This is a genomic window from Vreelandella piezotolerans, assembly GCF_012427705.1.
GTDB classification, from domain to species: domain Bacteria; phylum Pseudomonadota; class Gammaproteobacteria; order Pseudomonadales; family Halomonadaceae; genus Vreelandella; species Vreelandella piezotolerans.
In genome coordinates this window covers 279,040-295,689 of the sequence record NZ_CP048602.1, presented here as the reverse complement: position 1 = coordinate 295,689, position 16,650 = coordinate 279,040, and the positions used below count along the sequence as shown (strand labels likewise).

General features: G+C 47.8%; 13 protein-coding genes. 9 read left to right on the top strand and 4 right to left on the bottom strand.

Features of this window, described 5'->3' with window-relative positions; genetic code table 11:
* Position 1: 1 nt before the first annotated feature.
* Complete coding sequence (locus GYM47_RS01415; protein ID WP_153843197.1) at positions 2 to 625, bottom strand: restriction endonuclease subunit S; 624 nt, start codon at positions 623 to 625, stop codon at positions 2 to 4.
* Positions 626 to 731: 106 nt separating this feature from the next.
* Here GYM47_RS01415 and GYM47_RS01410 point away from each other — a divergent pair, with 106 nt between their 5' ends.
* The 6 genes from GYM47_RS01410 to GYM47_RS01385 all read left to right on the top strand — a co-directional run bounded on the left by GYM47_RS01410 (position 732) and on the right by GYM47_RS01385 (position 10,553).
* A complete protein-coding gene (locus tag GYM47_RS01410; protein ID WP_153843198.1) occupies positions 732 to 953 on the top strand; it encodes a hypothetical protein in 222 nt (73 codons plus the stop codon).
* 77 nt (positions 954 to 1,030) lie between these two features.
* Positions 1,031 to 1,480: a LexA family protein gene (locus tag GYM47_RS01405; RefSeq protein ID WP_136938100.1), complete on the top strand. Its 450-nt coding sequence runs from the start codon at positions 1,031 to 1,033 to the stop codon at positions 1,478 to 1,480.
* Positions 1,477 to 2,757 (top strand): Y-family DNA polymerase, encoded by a 1,281-nt coding sequence (locus GYM47_RS01400; RefSeq protein ID WP_153843199.1) that lies wholly within the window; start codon positions 1,477 to 1,479, stop codon positions 2,755 to 2,757. The genes GYM47_RS01405 and GYM47_RS01400 overlap by 4 nt, the downstream gene beginning before the upstream one ends.
* 105 nt (positions 2,758 to 2,862) lie before the next feature.
* Complete coding sequence (locus GYM47_RS18265) at positions 2,863 to 3,501, top strand: hypothetical protein (protein ID WP_194928579.1); 639 nt, start codon at positions 2,863 to 2,865, stop codon at positions 3,499 to 3,501.
* Between the two features lie 239 nt (positions 3,502 to 3,740).
* Positions 3,741 to 9,353: an ATP-binding protein gene (locus GYM47_RS01390; protein WP_168444419.1), complete on the top strand. Its 5,613-nt coding sequence runs from the start codon at positions 3,741 to 3,743 to the stop codon at positions 9,351 to 9,353.
* A gap of 243 nt (positions 9,354 to 9,596) precedes the next feature.
* Positions 9,597 to 10,553, top strand: a complete 957-nt coding sequence (locus GYM47_RS01385; RefSeq protein WP_153843201.1) for a hypothetical protein — start codon at positions 9,597 to 9,599, stop codon at positions 10,551 to 10,553.
* Between the two features lie 182 nt (positions 10,554 to 10,735).
* On the opposite strand, the gene GYM47_RS18545 is transcribed toward GYM47_RS01385, so the two are convergent.
* Entirely contained in the window at positions 10,736 to 10,888 is a 153-nt protein-coding gene (locus GYM47_RS18545) for an antitoxin Xre/MbcA/ParS toxin-binding domain-containing protein (protein ID WP_422822689.1), read from the bottom strand.
* A gap of 1,013 nt (positions 10,889 to 11,901) precedes the next feature.
* A complete protein-coding gene (locus tag GYM47_RS01375) occupies positions 11,902 to 12,174 on the bottom strand; it encodes a helix-turn-helix domain-containing protein (protein WP_153843202.1) in 273 nt (90 codons plus the stop codon).
* A gap of 98 nt (positions 12,175 to 12,272) precedes the next feature.
* On the opposite strand from GYM47_RS01375, the gene GYM47_RS01370 reads away from it, so the two are divergent.
* The 3 genes from GYM47_RS01370 to GYM47_RS01360 all read left to right on the top strand — a co-directional run bounded on the left by GYM47_RS01370 (position 12,273) and on the right by GYM47_RS01360 (position 15,094).
* The gene (locus GYM47_RS01370; RefSeq protein WP_153843203.1) at positions 12,273 to 12,884 is read left to right on the top strand and encodes a hypothetical protein; all 612 of its coding nucleotides are present in this window, start codon (positions 12,273 to 12,275) and stop codon (positions 12,882 to 12,884) included.
* Complete coding sequence (locus GYM47_RS01365; protein ID WP_153843204.1) at positions 12,881 to 14,260, top strand: DEAD/DEAH box helicase; 1,380 nt, start codon at positions 12,881 to 12,883, stop codon at positions 14,258 to 14,260. The genes GYM47_RS01370 and GYM47_RS01365 overlap by 4 nt, the downstream gene beginning before the upstream one ends.
* A 576-nt stretch (positions 14,261 to 14,836) precedes the next feature.
* Entirely contained in the window at positions 14,837 to 15,094 is a 258-nt protein-coding gene (locus GYM47_RS01360; RefSeq protein WP_153843205.1) for a PepSY domain-containing protein, read from the top strand.
* A 103-nt stretch (positions 15,095 to 15,197) separates the two neighbouring features.
* Here GYM47_RS01360 and GYM47_RS01355 read toward each other — a convergent pair whose 3' ends face one another.
* The gene (locus GYM47_RS01355) at positions 15,198 to 16,547 is read right to left on the bottom strand and encodes a Glu/Leu/Phe/Val family dehydrogenase (RefSeq protein ID WP_153843206.1); all 1,350 of its coding nucleotides are present in this window, start codon (positions 16,545 to 16,547) and stop codon (positions 15,198 to 15,200) included.
* Between the last annotated feature and the right edge of the window lie 103 nt (positions 16,548 to 16,650).

Sequence of the window (16,650 nt, the reverse complement as noted above, 5' to 3'; positions counted from 1 at the left end):
ATCATTTTCCTGTCGTCGTATCAGGACGAAGTAGTTGGTGGCCAGCGGCATCAACCATGCGCTGCCGATTTTCGATTAACTGGTTAAAAAGCTGTTGTTCGCGGGTGGCGGCATCGGCCAGTTTGACCATCAGCGCCTGCTGCTCAATAGGCGGCACCACAATAGGCAGGTTGCCCAGCTGTGATTTGGTAATGCTGGGTGCTGCTGACCCTTGAGAGCACATGGCGAAATAGCGCTGGGCATTCACATGATTGAGCTGCCAGGCCAAAAATTCAGGCAAGACGTTACATGCACTTAAGGTAAGCCGGATGTGATAGAAATTCGGCGTGCAGACGGTATTACGTGGAAGCTCCCGAACCACCGCTGCATCGTTACGTGTGCCCTTGGCCATAAACAGGATGTCGCCTGAACAGAGATATTCTGGGTGTTTTCGGCCTGGCAACGTCACCCGATCCAGCGTTTTGCCTTGTGGGTCATAAAGGGCTTCACCCACGACAAGGTGGCGGTACTGCACAACAAAAGCATCGCCTTGGCTATCCAGCTCTAGCTTTCCACGAAAGGGGTAGCCAGGCTGAATGGCGGCAATACTCTGTAGCAAACATCGTCTTTTGGGTTGATGATTCATGCAGCGATGCCAATGTCATGGTTAAGATGAATTAACCTTATCACGCGTGCATCATCGCGCAAGATGCAGTTTAAAAATAAGGGCAATGCCAACCAAGGAGGCTGTGATGTCAGGTGAAGAACAAACACCAGTGGAGACTCCACAAAATAACCCACTGCAAAAGCTCAAAGGCTCCGTGCAGCGCTACGACCAGCCGTTTGAACCCGTTGGTGTCGAGGACTGGGAAGCAGCCCTGCTTGATGGGCTAACGCCTGAGACTGCACATGCTGATGAGCTTGCGTCACCATCCTTAAAAGAACTCGGGGAAGACCCTGACAGGAAGCGATAAATCTCTACTCAGAGCTTGTTGATGCGGCGCCTCTCCGTATACTGTATGAAACAACAGTTATTTTAGAGGCTCGGCGTATGACCACAACCGCTTCGTTCATAGGCACTGCTGCCCTATGCCCCGTACCCCAACCGTTACCCATGTTCGCCAGTGCTGTGCGGGCAGGATTTCCAAGTCCCGCTGATGACCACCTGGATGCGGAGATGGATCTGCATCGCCATGTCGTTAAGCGACCTGCGGCCACTTTCTTTGTGCGTGCTGAAGGCGACTCAATGTTAGGTGATGGCATCCATCATGGTGACCTGCTGGTGGTGGATCGCAGCCTAGAGCCGCTGCCTGGGCGTGTGATTGTTATTGCGGTCGATGGCGAACTCACTGTTAAACGGCTAGAGCGTGTCGGGCAACGTGCCTACCTGAGAGCAAGTAACCCTGCCTATAAGCCAATCCCATTGGAGGGTCGCGAATCGCATGTGTGGGGTGTCGTAACACATGTCCTGCACAGCCTGCCAGGTGCTACACCGCTATGATAGCCTTGGTCGATTGCAATAATTTCTACGTCAGCTGTGAGCGGGTGTTTAATCCCACGCTAGAAGGGCGACCTGTTGGTGTGCTCTCTAACAACGACGGTTGTGTGGTGGCCCGCTCCAATGAGCTAAAAGCGCTGGGTGTCGAGATGGGGACGGCCATGCATTTGCTGCCGCCGTTTATCCGCCGCCAAGCTATTCTTTTGTCGAGTAATTATGCGCTTTACGGGGATATGAGCCGTCGCGTGACAGAGGCACTAACAGAGTTTTCGCCGGACGTAGAGGTGTACTCCATCGACGAAAGCTTTGTGGGGTTTCACGGCTTTGAACCTGCGACCCTAGAAGCCTATGGGCAAAAATTACGCCAGACAGTACGGCAATGGACGGGAATTCCGGTTTCGGTCGGTTTTGCGCCGACACGGGTATTGGCCAAAGTAGCCAACCACGCCGCAAAGAAACACCCAGGCTACCAAGAACAAGGTGTTTGCCTGTTAACGGCGGATAGCCATGCCACTCAAGCGCTACTCAAACAGCTACCGGTGACCGAACTATGGGGCATTGCACGACGTACCGGCGAACGGTTACGCGTGATGGGGATAGACACCGCCTGGCAGCTGCGCGAAGCCGATCCAAAGCACATTCGGCGTCACTTCAGCGTGGTGCAGGAACGCATTGTCTGGGAATTACGCGGACAGCCTGCGATTCAACTCGACGATATGAGCCAACCCAAACAACAGATCATGGTATCCCGCTCGTTTGGGCGCCTCACCTCCAGCCCTCATGACCTGCGTGAAGCCCTTCGCCAACACGCCGCCCGAGCAGGCGAAAAGCTACGCAAGCAGCACAGCGTCACCAGCGCCGTGATGGTGTTTGTGCGCACCAATGCGTTTCGACAAGATTTGCCACAGTACCGTAATCGCGTGGTAGTGACACTAGAACGCCCGACGGACGATAGTCGCGAGCTGATTCATGCTGCGATTCAAGGGCTCCGGCAGCTCTGGCGTAAGGGCTACGCCTACCATAAAGCCGGCATCATGCTTCTCGATCTCTCCCCCAAAGCCAACCGCCAACTGACACTGACAGAAACACCGCAAACAGAGGAAGAAGCAAGGCGTAGTGAACGGTTGATGGCTACTGTCGACAAGCTCAATCGAGAACTAGGGCGAGGGACGATACAACTAGGGCTGCCTCGGGTTGGAAATGCCTGGACATTACGCGCTGAACACCGCACGCCGCGCTATACCACTCGCTGGGAAGAGCTAGTGAACGTTAAGCTTTAAGCGGCAGCGCTGCTAATTAAAAAAGCCAGAATGGTGAGCAAATCAAATAATCTGGTGCTAAGGTGGTTTAGAAATTAGCGGTGCGTAATATATTTGGAGAGCAGGATGCCCCTAGCCAAGCCGTCTACTAACGACCCTTTACAAAGTGTGTTTGCTTTCCGCGCTTTTGATTTACGGGACAGATTCCCCCAGCCACTAGAAACGTTTCGCCAAGCACTGGAGTGTTTACAAAGCGGTGATGCTTACCTGCCCGATATGAGCGGTGAGATTGTGGCTTACCTCCGTGATGGTCGCGCACTGCCTATCCCAGAATATTTTTTCATCATTCAAAGCGGCAACACTAGCGCTGTGGTTCCACCGCAAGAAAATGATTATGTCTGCGCAGCTGTTGAAGCTTGGTTACGAGACGCGTTGCTGAAGACATCGACACTGCTAGAGAAAGCATCAGCAGTCAGACCCGCTCGGCTCAACATCCTACTTGATCAATGCGATCCAAATGCCCCGGAACCTGACGACATTCAAGGATGGCAGAATATGCGCGATGTCGGCAGAGAAATCATCGACACCCCCAGCAGAGAAGATGTCTGGGAAGCAGCAGTTCAGGTAATGGGGGAAGTATTGGCAAGGCGTTGGATGAAAACAGCGCATCCGCAGCTGGATGGGAAAAGCCCCAATTTATGCATTGAGGACGATCCTGCGCGGGTTTATGAGCTTGTGTTGCAGATGAACACAGGAGCGAGCTAATGGCTGATATCGACCCAGAGCGGACATTCCGCAAAAAAGTGCCAGCCCGTCCATCCAATCATAAAACGCGCCGTCTAACACACTGTTAGCGAGCCGAAGTCATAAGTAGGATTTTTCTTTTGGTCACATCCTCTAAAATTAAACCATCACAACTAACTCGCGTTGGATACACATACCAAGACCTTATGTGTATTCGCACACTGATAAATTGGTTTCACGAACCAGAGAAGTATCAATGGATGAGCATAGAGGTTAATCAAGGGCTTGGCCATGTCAAGAGCCTTGATGATGTTATTTGCTGTACAGCCAATGGAGAATATGAGCTCTACCAAGTCAAATTCACAATTGATTCTGAACGTGAAGATTTGCGTTTAGATTTTGACTGGCTACTCAAGAAGAAGAGCAATGGCACATCTCTTATAGAAAAATGGTCTGCCGACATCGAGAAGTTTGGTACTTCCAGCACAATATCTATTGCCAAACTTATTACAAACAGAATACCTGACCAGATTGTTTCAAATTGTCTAAAAGAAGACAAAGTAGATTACTCACTCATACCAGATGATATTAAGTCCAAAATATCTGGCCAGCTAGGAACAGAACAAAAGGCTAGGGATTTTTTCGCAACACTAATTTTTGAACATAGCCAAAAGAAAATTGATGACTTAGAAATTAAACTACATGATTCACTTGTACCAGACCATGCTAGCAATGAAAGCTGGCTTCAATTATTGAAAGCTATTGAACGCTGGGCTACAAGAAAAAACGAACCATCACCAGATGGCAAAATTTATCTTAGACATATAAACGAAATCTTATCTCTGGGAACTAGAAAAACAATTTCCCAGTTTTTTGAAATTCCAGGCGGTTATACACCTCCCACAGACGATTTTCATACCGAAATATTGAATAGAACAGCCAAGCAAGGTAGTTCAGTTATCTCAGGCCTTCCGGGCATGGGAAAGAGCACATATTTATCATTCTTAACTGACGAACTAATTGAGAAGAAGACACCTGTAATTAGACACCACTACTATTTATCACCCCAATTTATAGGCGACAGGGTTGCTTTTAATAATGCAGCTCAGTCTTTACAAAGTCAGATCAAAACCCTTTATCCCAACGACTTCGATAGTGAAAAATTTGACCCCCAGCAGCTTGAGGCCTGGATAAGTAAGGCGGCAGATACAGCTGCGGAAGACAACAAAACCCTAGTTATCATTATTGATGGGCTAGATCATGTTTATCGTGCAAGATCAGATATAAGCCAACTCGAACACTTAGTTAATCGGATTATCCCCTTCAAAGATAAGGTTTCTTTGCTATTCGGAACGCAGCCGATAAGCGACTCGCATCTTCCCAATTCACTGTTACGCTCAGCACCAAGGGATAAATCCTGGCTAGACATCCCCCCCATGGGTCTTGAAGCAATTAAGTCAAGAATTGACTTCCTAGTGTCTAGCGAAGAACTTAATATAATTGGTGATGATGAGCATCAACGTAGTGAAATTGTAGAAATATCACAAGCGTTGTTGGACATTTCTCATGGATACCCTCTCCATATTCTTTATTCCCTGAATAGCCTGCAGCTAAAAAATGACAAAATAAACAAATATGATGTGGAGAAACTTCCGACCTGCCCAGACGGAGACATACATGCGTACTACGAGCATTTATGGGTGAAGCTTTCTGAGAGCGCAAAAGAAATTCTTCTTCTTATAGCGAATGCCGATTTTTCCTGGCCAGACAAAACCCACCTAGGCTACTGCTTACACGACAGCCTTATTTTTCAAAACAGCTTTTCTGAAATTCAACACCTCGTTGAGCAGAGACTAAGTGGTATAAACCCTTTTCATAGCAGTCTATTCGTATATTTAAAGCGTAAGGATGTTTTCGCTCAATCAAGAGATAGGCTAAATAGAATCTCTCAAACGTGGATCAATACGCATGCGCCTGAGTATTGGAAGTGGGGCTGGGAGTGGATTATTGAAGCCAATCTAGGGAATGAAGCCCCGCTATTACAAGGAACCACTAGAGACTGGCTGGTACAATCGCTTTGTAAGGGCTACCCCTTAGAGCACATAGAGCACATTTTTAACATCGCCGAACGCATCGCTTTTGAAAGAAGTCTATATCCAGAACTATTAAGACTACGGATATTAAAAATGAGACTGCTGAATGGACCGCAGTTTCAGATTCAGGACTTCAGTGATTTTCTCGATTGCTCACTTAGTATCTCGCGAGACAATTTCGGTCTTCTTTGGCGAGCCGACAATCTAAGAATTATTTCAGACAATGAAATCGCAATCGTAGCCAAACATTTCCAAGACAAAGACGAAAGGGTCGTTGATGCCTGTGCCCAGGAAATCTATCGAAGAATTCGTTTTTATGCCCGCCAAGAAGACTCAAATCATTACCAGACTCTAAACGCTCTAGTCGATGACTATCTTCATACGCTGACTAGCTATAACAATCCTGATTTAGAGCGCATAAACGATTTCTATAGCAGGCTGAATGATAAGGCTTCTTCCTTCCTGAAAATCGTTGAGCTACTTGTTCAATATGGGCATAGGCACTTACTCCTTGATTTATCCCGCTTTGAAATTCCAGAAGATATTGCTCCGATCATCTACGATGAAATAGTTTTAGCGGCAAGTGTTGAAGGCGCCGCACTCGAAGCCACTAACCCTAAAGTTGGAGACGCGAAGTCCAGCATATATTTGCTCTATCAACTTTTAGCTGGAAACGAACCTAAAATAGTCGCACTTGAAGAAATTGAATGCCCTGTTGAGTATGAAGACACCCGCCATCTTCCGTTTTATGAATACTTTTTTAGCACACTCGTATCAAACTTCAATAATTGCCCAGACATTGAAACTCCGAAGTTCACCAATCCAACGAATCTTCAGGAGTTTCTCAAAAACGCATGGTTAACGTTCCGTTTTGCATCATTGAATACTGCTAAAACCCTAAAGCAAGGCAAAGATTTAAAGATGTCTGATTTGTATGATTCTTTTGCCATTCTAGAGCGCCCAGATGATTTTTTAATGGGCTATAAAATCACCGCAGTCCTATTCAGTATTAGAAAGGTATTAGCCAAAATCTCGATTCATCTAAATATCTTATGCAACTCTCTTGATGAATTCGGAAACCTCAATCAAGATCAGCTAGGCGCCCTGTCCAAAAGTATTTGGTGGGATTCTCGCGTATTTTTCGATGTTGCCACTCAAAACTCAATCTTCAATTTCCCTAAAGAAGCTGCATCTCTAGAATTCTCCAAATTGTTTGATGCCGAGATACTCCGTAGAGATGATACTGCAACATTGGCAAATGACAGTCTTGATCTGGCAAAGTTGGCAGTCAACCTTGGCCTTTACGATGAAGCCGCGAAATTTCTAGAACGTACCGCGCTCAATACAGTCGGTTATGGCCATAGAAAAGACATTACATTACATGAGGTGTTTGAGGCGATACAGGAATGCTCTGATTCAAACTGCCCCCAAGTTTCTGATTGGCTAGAACGAGTAACAACGTTCACAACTGATGTCTTTGATTTTTCAGAGCGAGAAATTCGACATATTCCAGGATGGTTCACTAAATTATTGGCAAAGCACAACCCAGAACGCCTGGTAGACGAATTTGAGTATCATCTATCAGAAGAAAATTGGCATATAACACATCTAATACTTGAAAGTTTCGTAAAGTCATTTCCACTTTCTACGCAGCCAGAGCACTCTTTTTTAAGATGCATTACAACATTTGATGCAATGAAAGCATTAGATGAAAGAAGCACAGATAATGATATTCTTAGAGGTATTTTCGAAGATCAGTGCCACGTTCTTGGAGGCATGCCTCCATCGCCAAGAGAGCGCTCTTCCACTAACGAAGATGTCAAAACAGAATGTCCTGAAGCATCTACTATACACCCCACCAACCTCACTGATTTGGCAGCGGCCTTACATTCTGTTTCATACCAGATCCGTGAAAAGTTTGTTTCGGACTGGATTAACTATTGGGCTGTTCAAGGCCAAGCGAGTTCCATTCTCACTACATTCAGCGACTACTATGACCAAAGAAAATCAGATTACGAGCTGAATAGCTGCTTACATCATATTTTCTTGCTAAGTAAAAATACCGAGGGAAAGAAGGCTGCTTATAAGTGGGCTGTCAGGAATATCAAACTAAACAATTGCTGGAGCCCTTATTTTTCTTCTGGATCAGAAGAGGCATTAAGGGAGTATGGCAATACTTACAGCAGGCATTGGGAAAACCTCCTTCGCGACACGATGGCACCAGGCTCTTCCAGCCTACAGAGGGATGAAAATATAATCGTTCCTTCTACTCAGCTTGTTACTTATTTGGTCTCAGCAGGACAGATTGCCCTAGCGGCAGAGATCACTGAAACTATGGTAACTAGCCTTGAAGGTGATATAGCGCATCTTCCTTTGACCAAACTGTATTGGTATGACGACCCTGTACCAATCCAGAATGTTCCATTCCATCTAACTCTATTGCACTTCAAGTGGCCCGATCGATACGCCCGACTCCTAACAGCCAAGCAAATAGCAGCCCTCTTGCAAGATGACTCAAATATCGAATTTCGCGCCTTATATTTACATTATTTGAATCAGCAACCCTACGAGGCTGATATCGTAGATTTTTTATCTGTATTGTTGCTAGTCGAAACTCCCCCCTTTACCGAAGAAGAGGTTGCAAAAGCAATTCAATACCCTTCAACTATTTCCGATACACTATTGACGTCATTAGATCTGATGGGTGGGGACCGAGATGACTTATCAATTCTCTATTCTATGTTCTCCGATAACTTAACTCCAAACAAAGCCAAGTATGACAAGTTTGCCAACGGCGTTCCCTTGAGATTTATAGCTATTATTCAAGAGCTTGAAAAGGAGCACAATGTACCGCTTGAGAAGCATTTCCTTCTTGAATGGGAGAAAGTATGGGAAAGAAGACCATGCTACATGTTCGACCCATATGATTTTTGCGGCGATCAGTTTTACCGTCAGGATAAAATCCAAATAAGCTTCTCATGGCGTGCAGAGACCTCCATAGTGTCTGCATTCCTTCGTACATTAGCTTATGCTATGCACAAGCACTCAATCCCTTCCGAGGTTTGCTATTCATATGCACTAGAGGCACTACCATTTGGCTCTATTGCTGTAAATCTATCTCCTTCCCATCCACCCTACAGCTGGCCCGTAGTTGGCAATTTGAGCAAAGATGATTCTTTGCCTGGACAGAATGAACTTGAGCGATATTTATTAGATTTTGCCGCTGATCCTAATGAAATATTGCTTCATGCCAACGGTCCCATACTAAGAAACCACACTGGCGTATGTCTTGATCTAAAGGTCATTCTGTTCGCTCTTCAAAGTCCTGAAATTGACGACCCTAAGTTAATTTTTGACTCAATAGATCATGCGCGGAATTCTGAGCGAGGCATATTTCCTTTAGCCAAATGGACCTGGCCTTCCTCCTTTGGTAGGTGGGAAACTGATTGGCTATCGAGAGGCTATTTTCGACCTACCTATTCCGTAGGAGACTTACCAATCAACACAGTAAACCAAAGCGAATCTAGCGTAGAGTATTTCGGCGGCAGCATAAGTAATGGAGCTTGGAGATACTGGGTAAACCAATGGTATCCAGTCCATCACGGAGGTGTAGGAAACTCTTTCGGAACGTATTTCACAGTTTCCAAAGAATTTTTTGAAAAGTTCAAGGCACAGACTGGTGGCAACTACTACCTCATTGCCGAGATGACTTGTGTTGACAGGCGTGATTTTGCTCACGCTTCGGAGCCAATTAAAACGTTTGCTATTTCGCCAGTTTAGTTTTATGAAAATATTTATATAGTTTATTCTTTAAGGTTGATTATTAATGTTTTTTGAGCCGGATACTGGCGCTAACAAAGCCAAGCACAGCGACAGCTTTTCCGTTGCGGCTTCGTCTCCACTTCAAAGCTTCACGTGTTGGCGGCGTTAGCCATGCATCGAATAGAACACCAGAATGCCCATCCTATATGAGCCGCTAGCATCTCACGTGGGCGGCATTGTAATTGAGAAAAGGTGCGAAGCTTGAGCGATAAAAGCAAAGTAGATTTTATTCTGAGCCAACTGAAGAACCACAAAGCTTTGTCGTTTGTGGTTGTTGTGGGAGTGGTTATCATTGCCTTAGCTAATGTGACCCAAGCCATTGAGAAATTGACTCTATTTGGAAAGTCTGTCTATTCATTCGCCAAGCCAGTATTTGGGGGGAGTGACCTCGCTACAGTGGTTCAGGTGATATCAAAACAAAAGACGGGTGAATCTAAAGCGGCATATGAGGCATTGCGCGAGTACCTCAGAAATAAGAGTGAAGATTTCCAGTATATTCTGAGACCGATGGATTTTGACGCCAATCTGCTTGCGAAAACAGTCGGTGGAATCACGGTTATATCAACCGTCGACCAGTATAATATCGAAGGGTTTGTGATTTTCATTGATTCAGCGAGCGGCGGGGTAGTGTTAGCAGACTCGGAATATCCGTTAGGTGTGCGTGATATAAAGTTCATTGAAGACACGGGCGGGTCTCCGCATTCTCTGGTAATGGTGAGATATATATCAATCACAGGGACAGGAACACTCGGCGAGTCAGTTAAAGTCTATGCGCTTGATAACGGTGGGGTGCACTTGGCTTTAGACAAGCCATACAGTGAAGTAAATAGCGGATGGGGTGCGTTTGTGAGCGAAACAGTCGAGTTTCGAACACGAAATGATCTGCGGTTACGAAATGGAGTGGTCGAAATGCAGACCAGTGGTGTAGTGATGTTTGGCAACGATGGTGACCAATTCAGGGAACTCCCTGGCGAACTATACCTTTGGGAGCCGCGAAGTCGGTCGCTTGAGCAAATTCATGGGCGTAAGACTAGCCCAGATGCGTTAATGACGACGATATACTCGGATTTTGCGAACCCAAAGGGGGAGTGGTTCGAAAAGCCGCAATCCGTTGATAGAACGCTTTTGCGGCAGGTTTTTATAGAGGAAGAGTGGTAGCGACCTGGAACAAAGGAGCCAGGTCATGAGGCTAACTAGGCGCTCAAGTTTGTTCCGCGCTTTGCGCTCCGCCGGACGCGGCTAACGCCCCGTAATCTAGCTTAGACGTTAATCAGCATTGCCTCAACGTCCGCTCTTGGCCGTTATTTGCCGCACACATGATGTCCATGCTAAACAATAAATCATGGAGGGCTGCCCCACTCCAGAGCATGTAACACGCGCTGCACTTGCTTCTTACCTGATTCAGTCTCGCAAAGTACCAACGGAATTTGGCCGTTCAACGACTGGTTAGGCCGGGACAGCCAGGTAATAGCGGCGTCTGCATCCTCCCACACATGTAGAGCTAGTATGCTGGTGTGTGCGACTCTACTCAGTCGCTCAAGCTCTTGATTCACCTTGATTGGTTGCTCGTTTTTACCTGATGTGTTTGATGGGTCAGGAATAGCTTCGATACTTTTCTGTTTAGGTTCAATAGGTGCCACTTCGATAGCCTACCTTAATGATTAAAGAGCGGCGGGGCCGCCATAACGCAGTCAGCAAACGAATGATCGCCACCCTGACAAGCGCCTTCTTTGCTTAATAATGCAGCACTTCCAGTCTTTCTCATGATCTTTCGGCTGTTCGCTTTCTAGAACCGATAAGCGCGATTCTAGTATCTAAGGAACTACCTTTCCTATCGAATGTCGTTCTTCAGGTGCCAGAGTGATTGCTTCGCTGGCAGAGCTTTGACGGTTCTCACGGCTGGTTGAGCGAATCACAGGTGCACGGTATCGCTTGGTTCAGCTCCAGGCCGCCTAAGGCTGTAAGAATGTTTTCGTGTCGCATCATTTTTCAGCGATGAGTGAATATGATTTAGGCTACCGCATAGGATAGTACGAGTTAGTGTTTCTCAAGAAAGTGGATTACAAAAAATTCTGATATTGGAAAGAGGCAGCCACGGTGGGCATACGAAAAATAAGTGATTTGAAACCGGTTTTTAGCGGTGACAACGTTGTTGAGTGGCAGTCACCTGCTGGAACGAGGTTTCGTTTCGAGCGAGACCGTAGTGCAGTGGGGCAGGAAATGGTGCCGGGAAGCGAAGTATACGATTGGCACGTCCTGGCTAAGAGTGACCTGAGTCATGCTAAGCGAATGGTGTTTCGGCTAATTAATGAAGACGAATTCTAAGTATTAGCAAAGTGGCGCTTTGTAGAAGCAGCTTAGGATAGTGATAAGATTTTGAAATTAATGAAAAAAGTTAGCGAGAGTGGTAGTCGCTAGTTTTATATATGTTTGGCTACTGTTGTGCATGACTTGTGTGACAACGCCACATCAAGCGGCTACCGAATAAATTCTAATCTCGAAAAGGCTATCGGCCTTGGTTACGTCCATCTTTATTTGACTTCTGAGGAGCTGGCAAGCTGACGGAAGACATCCTAGGGAGAAGAGTTGTCGGCTCGCACTGCAAGGCCGCTGCGATCCTATACAGTTTCTCAATAGTGATGCTCACTTCTCCACGCTCGATCCTTCCCATATAGCTACGATCAATGCCTGCTACTAATGCAAAGCGATCCTGAGGGAGGCCATTCGCTCGGCGCTTTTCTCTAATATTTTTCCCGATAGCGAATGCCAGCTCTTCCATATCTGCCTCATTGGTCATGAGGCATGAACTATCGAGCGTTGCGGCCTATCAAGCCACGGCTTATAATCCGTATTTTCACTCCTTTGATGCCCATACCCATGTCCCGTAACCTCCCGAGCATAGATCGGCGAATCATTCAGCTCTTGCTGAAGCCAGAAAACTCCACATTCTGTGTTCAAAGCCTTCGGGATCAGTATCTGGAGCTATACAGCGTTAATCCTGTACACAAAGCACCACTGCGACGCTTCATTTATGAACGAATCAAAAAGCTGGTTAAGGCTCATTTTGTTGAGAAGGACAGCGAGAGACGTAAGCGCGGTCAGCTGTACCATGTGGGTGCTGCGCTGCTGGAAGCTGATCTTGGCAATCCTGAAGATGACTTTGCCAAGTGGCTTCAGCGCACACACCCTCAAACACCGAATGAGCCAGTCATCAATGATTCGAGCCAGCCAAGTAGCGAAGAAAACAGGCAAGCACTGAAGGCGCCTGCTAATAGCTACACGGTATTGGAAAAAAAGTTAAATGAGGCGCAAAGCCGATTTTTGGAATCTTTAGGTGAAGTGGAGGCCTTCCAGCAGCTTATGAAGGAACATCCAGAGCTTAATAATAGCCTTTCAATTGACTACCGCAGTGCACACGAGCGTAGCTCACGTCTTTTAGGCCATGTCAGCGCTTTAGAAAAGGCCATAGGCCGCCTCAGTGACTCATGATTGCACTGCGGAAGTGGCAGGTGGATTGTTTAGATAAGGCCAAAGCACACTATCAGAGTCACCGTGATTATTTCGTTCAGGCAACCCCCGGCAGCGGGAAAACGCGTCTTGCTGCCGAATTGGCCAGGTGGCTACTTGAAGAACAATTTATCGACTTCGTTATCTGCTTTGCCCCTACACGGGAGGTAGTTGCAGGTATGCAGCGCACGTTTTCTGCTGTTTTAAATCAGCGCTTTGGAAACGTCATTGCATCTGCAGGCGCCGCTTATACGTACCAGTCGATGGAATATCAGCAGGAAGAATTTTGGGATATTTTTAAAAAATTCCGTGTTTTAGCTATCTTCGACGAAATTCATCACTGCGCAGGTCATGATCCTCTCCTTAGTAACACATGGGGGCAGCAGATTATTCGGAATATCCAGGAGCAAGCAACTTATACACTCGGCTTGTCTGGAACCCCTTGGCGTTCTGATGACCTTCCTATTGCGTTGGCACGCTACTCCAATCCAGAAGGGCAGCTGATCTGTGACTATCGTTATGACCTACAAAGTGCTGTGAACGAGGGTGTGTGCAGAACCCCGCGGATTACGCTGATCGATAATCCTCTAATCAGGCTCGTCGAGGAAAAAGAAAACACCGAGTCTGTTCGAGGGTTTTCATGCTTCTCTCAACTACTCAGTGAGTCACCTGTTAGCTACGAAGACCTGTTGCGACATGACGACATCCTCAATGCTGTACTGGATATAGGTATTCTGCAGCTGAGTGAAACCCGACAAAAGACCCCTCAAGCAGGGGGACTAGTGGTGGCGACGGACATTGAGCATGCCCACCAAATAGCTGGGCTACTGCATGCCAAGCATCAAAGCTATGTCGTGGTCACCAGTAAAATACCTCGGGCTCAGCAACTAATCGACCGGTTTCGGCATGACAACACCTGCTGGATTGTAGCGGTTAGTATGATTTCTGAAGGCACTGATATTCAGCGACTTTCTGTGTGCTGTTACCTCAGTCGCATTCGCACCGAGCTTCACTACAGGCAGGTTCTTGGCCGTATTTTAAGAAAGATGGGGATTGAGGATCGGGAGGCGTGGCTTTACGTGATCGCTGAGCCAACCTTGCGTAAATACTCACAAAGAATCGCGAATGATCTTCCCGAGGATCAATCCACGCTGCAGGCAAAAACGCTTAATGATCGTCTAACTAAATTCCACGCTGAGCACGCCAATGGCAATACCGAGGGCGCAAAAGAAAGAGAAGAAAACTCCCTTTCCGTAAAAGGCCAGAATAGAAAGAGCGAACTGCAAGTTAAAGAGGCTTCATTACTGACGCTGAGCTTTTCTCAATACTACCGGCAGTACCTCTTGTCGCTGATATAACCTCTCCAGGTGATAATCCTAAAGACTCGACACTCGTCGTCGCTTTATAATAACTATAACTTCAAAGATTTAATTTTAAAGAATTAATTTATACTTAAGATAAAAGGAGAAAGTGGGCATTTACATGGTTGCTGGGTAAAGTAGCTAATCTGAAATTCCTGACAAAGTCGTATATCACGCATAGATCTTAGGTGGCTCGACAGAAGAACCAGTAGGAATGACTTAGGCTCACCTTTAGGGCCTCGCCTCCCTTGAGGATGACTCGCTCATAATTGCCGAGTATTAATTATGGCATGAAGAAATATAACAACGAAATAGCCAAAAAGTGGTCTGATACGTTGTGGACCTGTCAAAGAACGGCTCAATAGACGTTCCTGCTAACATTAAGAATTTTAGTGCCTTAAAAAGAGTAAAAACCTCTGCTCAGCAGTTAAAGTTACTTTTATTAGAATAATAGTGCATCAAATCACACTCGAAATAAATTTTATGCTATATAAAACAACAGCTTATAGCATCACTCACTCACGCACCTTATGTTTTTAGCTCCTAGAACAGTACGACGAGTGGTACGCCGAGGTGGATTTCTCCATCGATAACGGCGACACCCTGCAGGAAGAACGTAAGCGCTTGATTACCGGTGCTTGGGGCATGAGCGAAGAGGATGTTCGCCAAGCACTCAATGCCGCGAGCCAAGAAGGCATGACCGAATTCGAAAGCATCGATATCGATAAAAGCGGCATCATCGACGTCGAAGGCCGAGAGCAGAACGGTCGCGAACTAGAGTTGAGCCTCCGCCAGGGCTCCTTTGAAGTGACCCAGATGGATCGCGACTGATCGCTCGAGTAATACACGTTCTCGTTAGCACCCCGGGGCTAACACTCCATCAGCGGCGGGCCTTCGGGCCCGCCGCTGACGTTGCGCTGTATCGCTTCGCTGACTAGCGGCAGTCCTGGCAGTTACCTCGCGCCATGATGGCTTCCGCAATCCGCTCGATGCCCTGGCGATAGGCGGCTTGTCGATACGTCACCTGCTCTTTTTCCGCCCTGAGCAGCACTCGCTTGGCTTCATCGCCAAGTCGGTCATCCAAGCGCTGATTGACCTCGCTCTCGTGCCATTTTTCTCCAGCGCGGTTTTGCAGCCACTCGAAGTAACTCACGATGACGCCGCCGGTATTCGCCAGCACGTCAGGCAGCACCGGAATGTTCCGTTTTTCCAGTGCGGTATCCGCTTCGCTAGTGAGCGGCCCGTTGGCAATTTCGAGCACCGCGCCAGCCTTCACCTCGTCGACATTGTCGCGGTGCAGCTGATTTTCCAGCGCGGCGAGCACCAGCACATCGACCTCCAGCCCCAGTAACTCATCCCCCGACATGGCTTTGCCCTGCTGGCTTTTGGACAGCTTGCCGTGCTGTTGCTTATCCTCTTTCGCCGCGTCGATATCCAGCCCGTCGGCATGGTAGATCGCGCCACTCGAATCGGAGACCGCGACCACTTTATAGCCACGCTGGCTTGCCAGGCGCGCAAAATGGAAAGCCGCATTACCAAATCCTTGCACGGCGAGGGTGGTCTCTTCGGGCGTGCGCTCCTCGCGCTCAGCCCATAGGTCCAGTACGGTGAGCGCTCCGCGCCCCGTGGCCTCGACGCGCCCCGGCGAGCCACCCAGTGAGAGCGGTTTTCCGGTGATCGCTGCGGGCGCCTGGGCACGTCGAATCTGCTCGTACTCATCGATCATCCAGCCCATGACGGTGGCATCGGTGTTTACGTCCGGAGCGGGAATGTCACGGTCGGGCCCCATGATATCGGCAATAGCGCGGATATAGCCGCGCGCCAAGCGCTCACGCTCCAATGACGATAGCGCCTTGGCATCCACCTGCACGCCACCTTTACCCCCGCCATAGGGCAGCCCCACTACGGCGCACTTGACGGCCATCCAAAAGCTCAGCGTAGTCACCTCATGCTGATTCACATCCGGGTGGAAGCGCACGCCGCCCTTGGCCGGGCCGAGGCTGGTGTCGTACTGCACCCGCCAAGCGGGAAACGCCTTCAAGCTACCGTCGTCCATACGGACCGGCACGCTCACTTGCAGCGAGAGGCTAGGCTGCATCAGCCGGGCCTGGGCATCGGGATGAATTTCCAGCGCTTTGAACACCGTTTCAAGCCGCGAGCGAGCATCCTCGAATAGCGCGGCGCCCGTCTCAGGGGTTAGCTGCTGTGGCGCATGATTGGCGGACGTTATCGCCGAGGACTTGTGCGTTTTAGACGTTTTCTTTTTCGACTTGCGACTGCCCATGCAACACTCCTTTGCTCGGTAGGGATTTTATTGGCATCACGAGGTATTGTGTTTAGCGTAGCAGCAAGCGGCTGACTCAGTCGCCTCTCGAGCCCCCTTGATA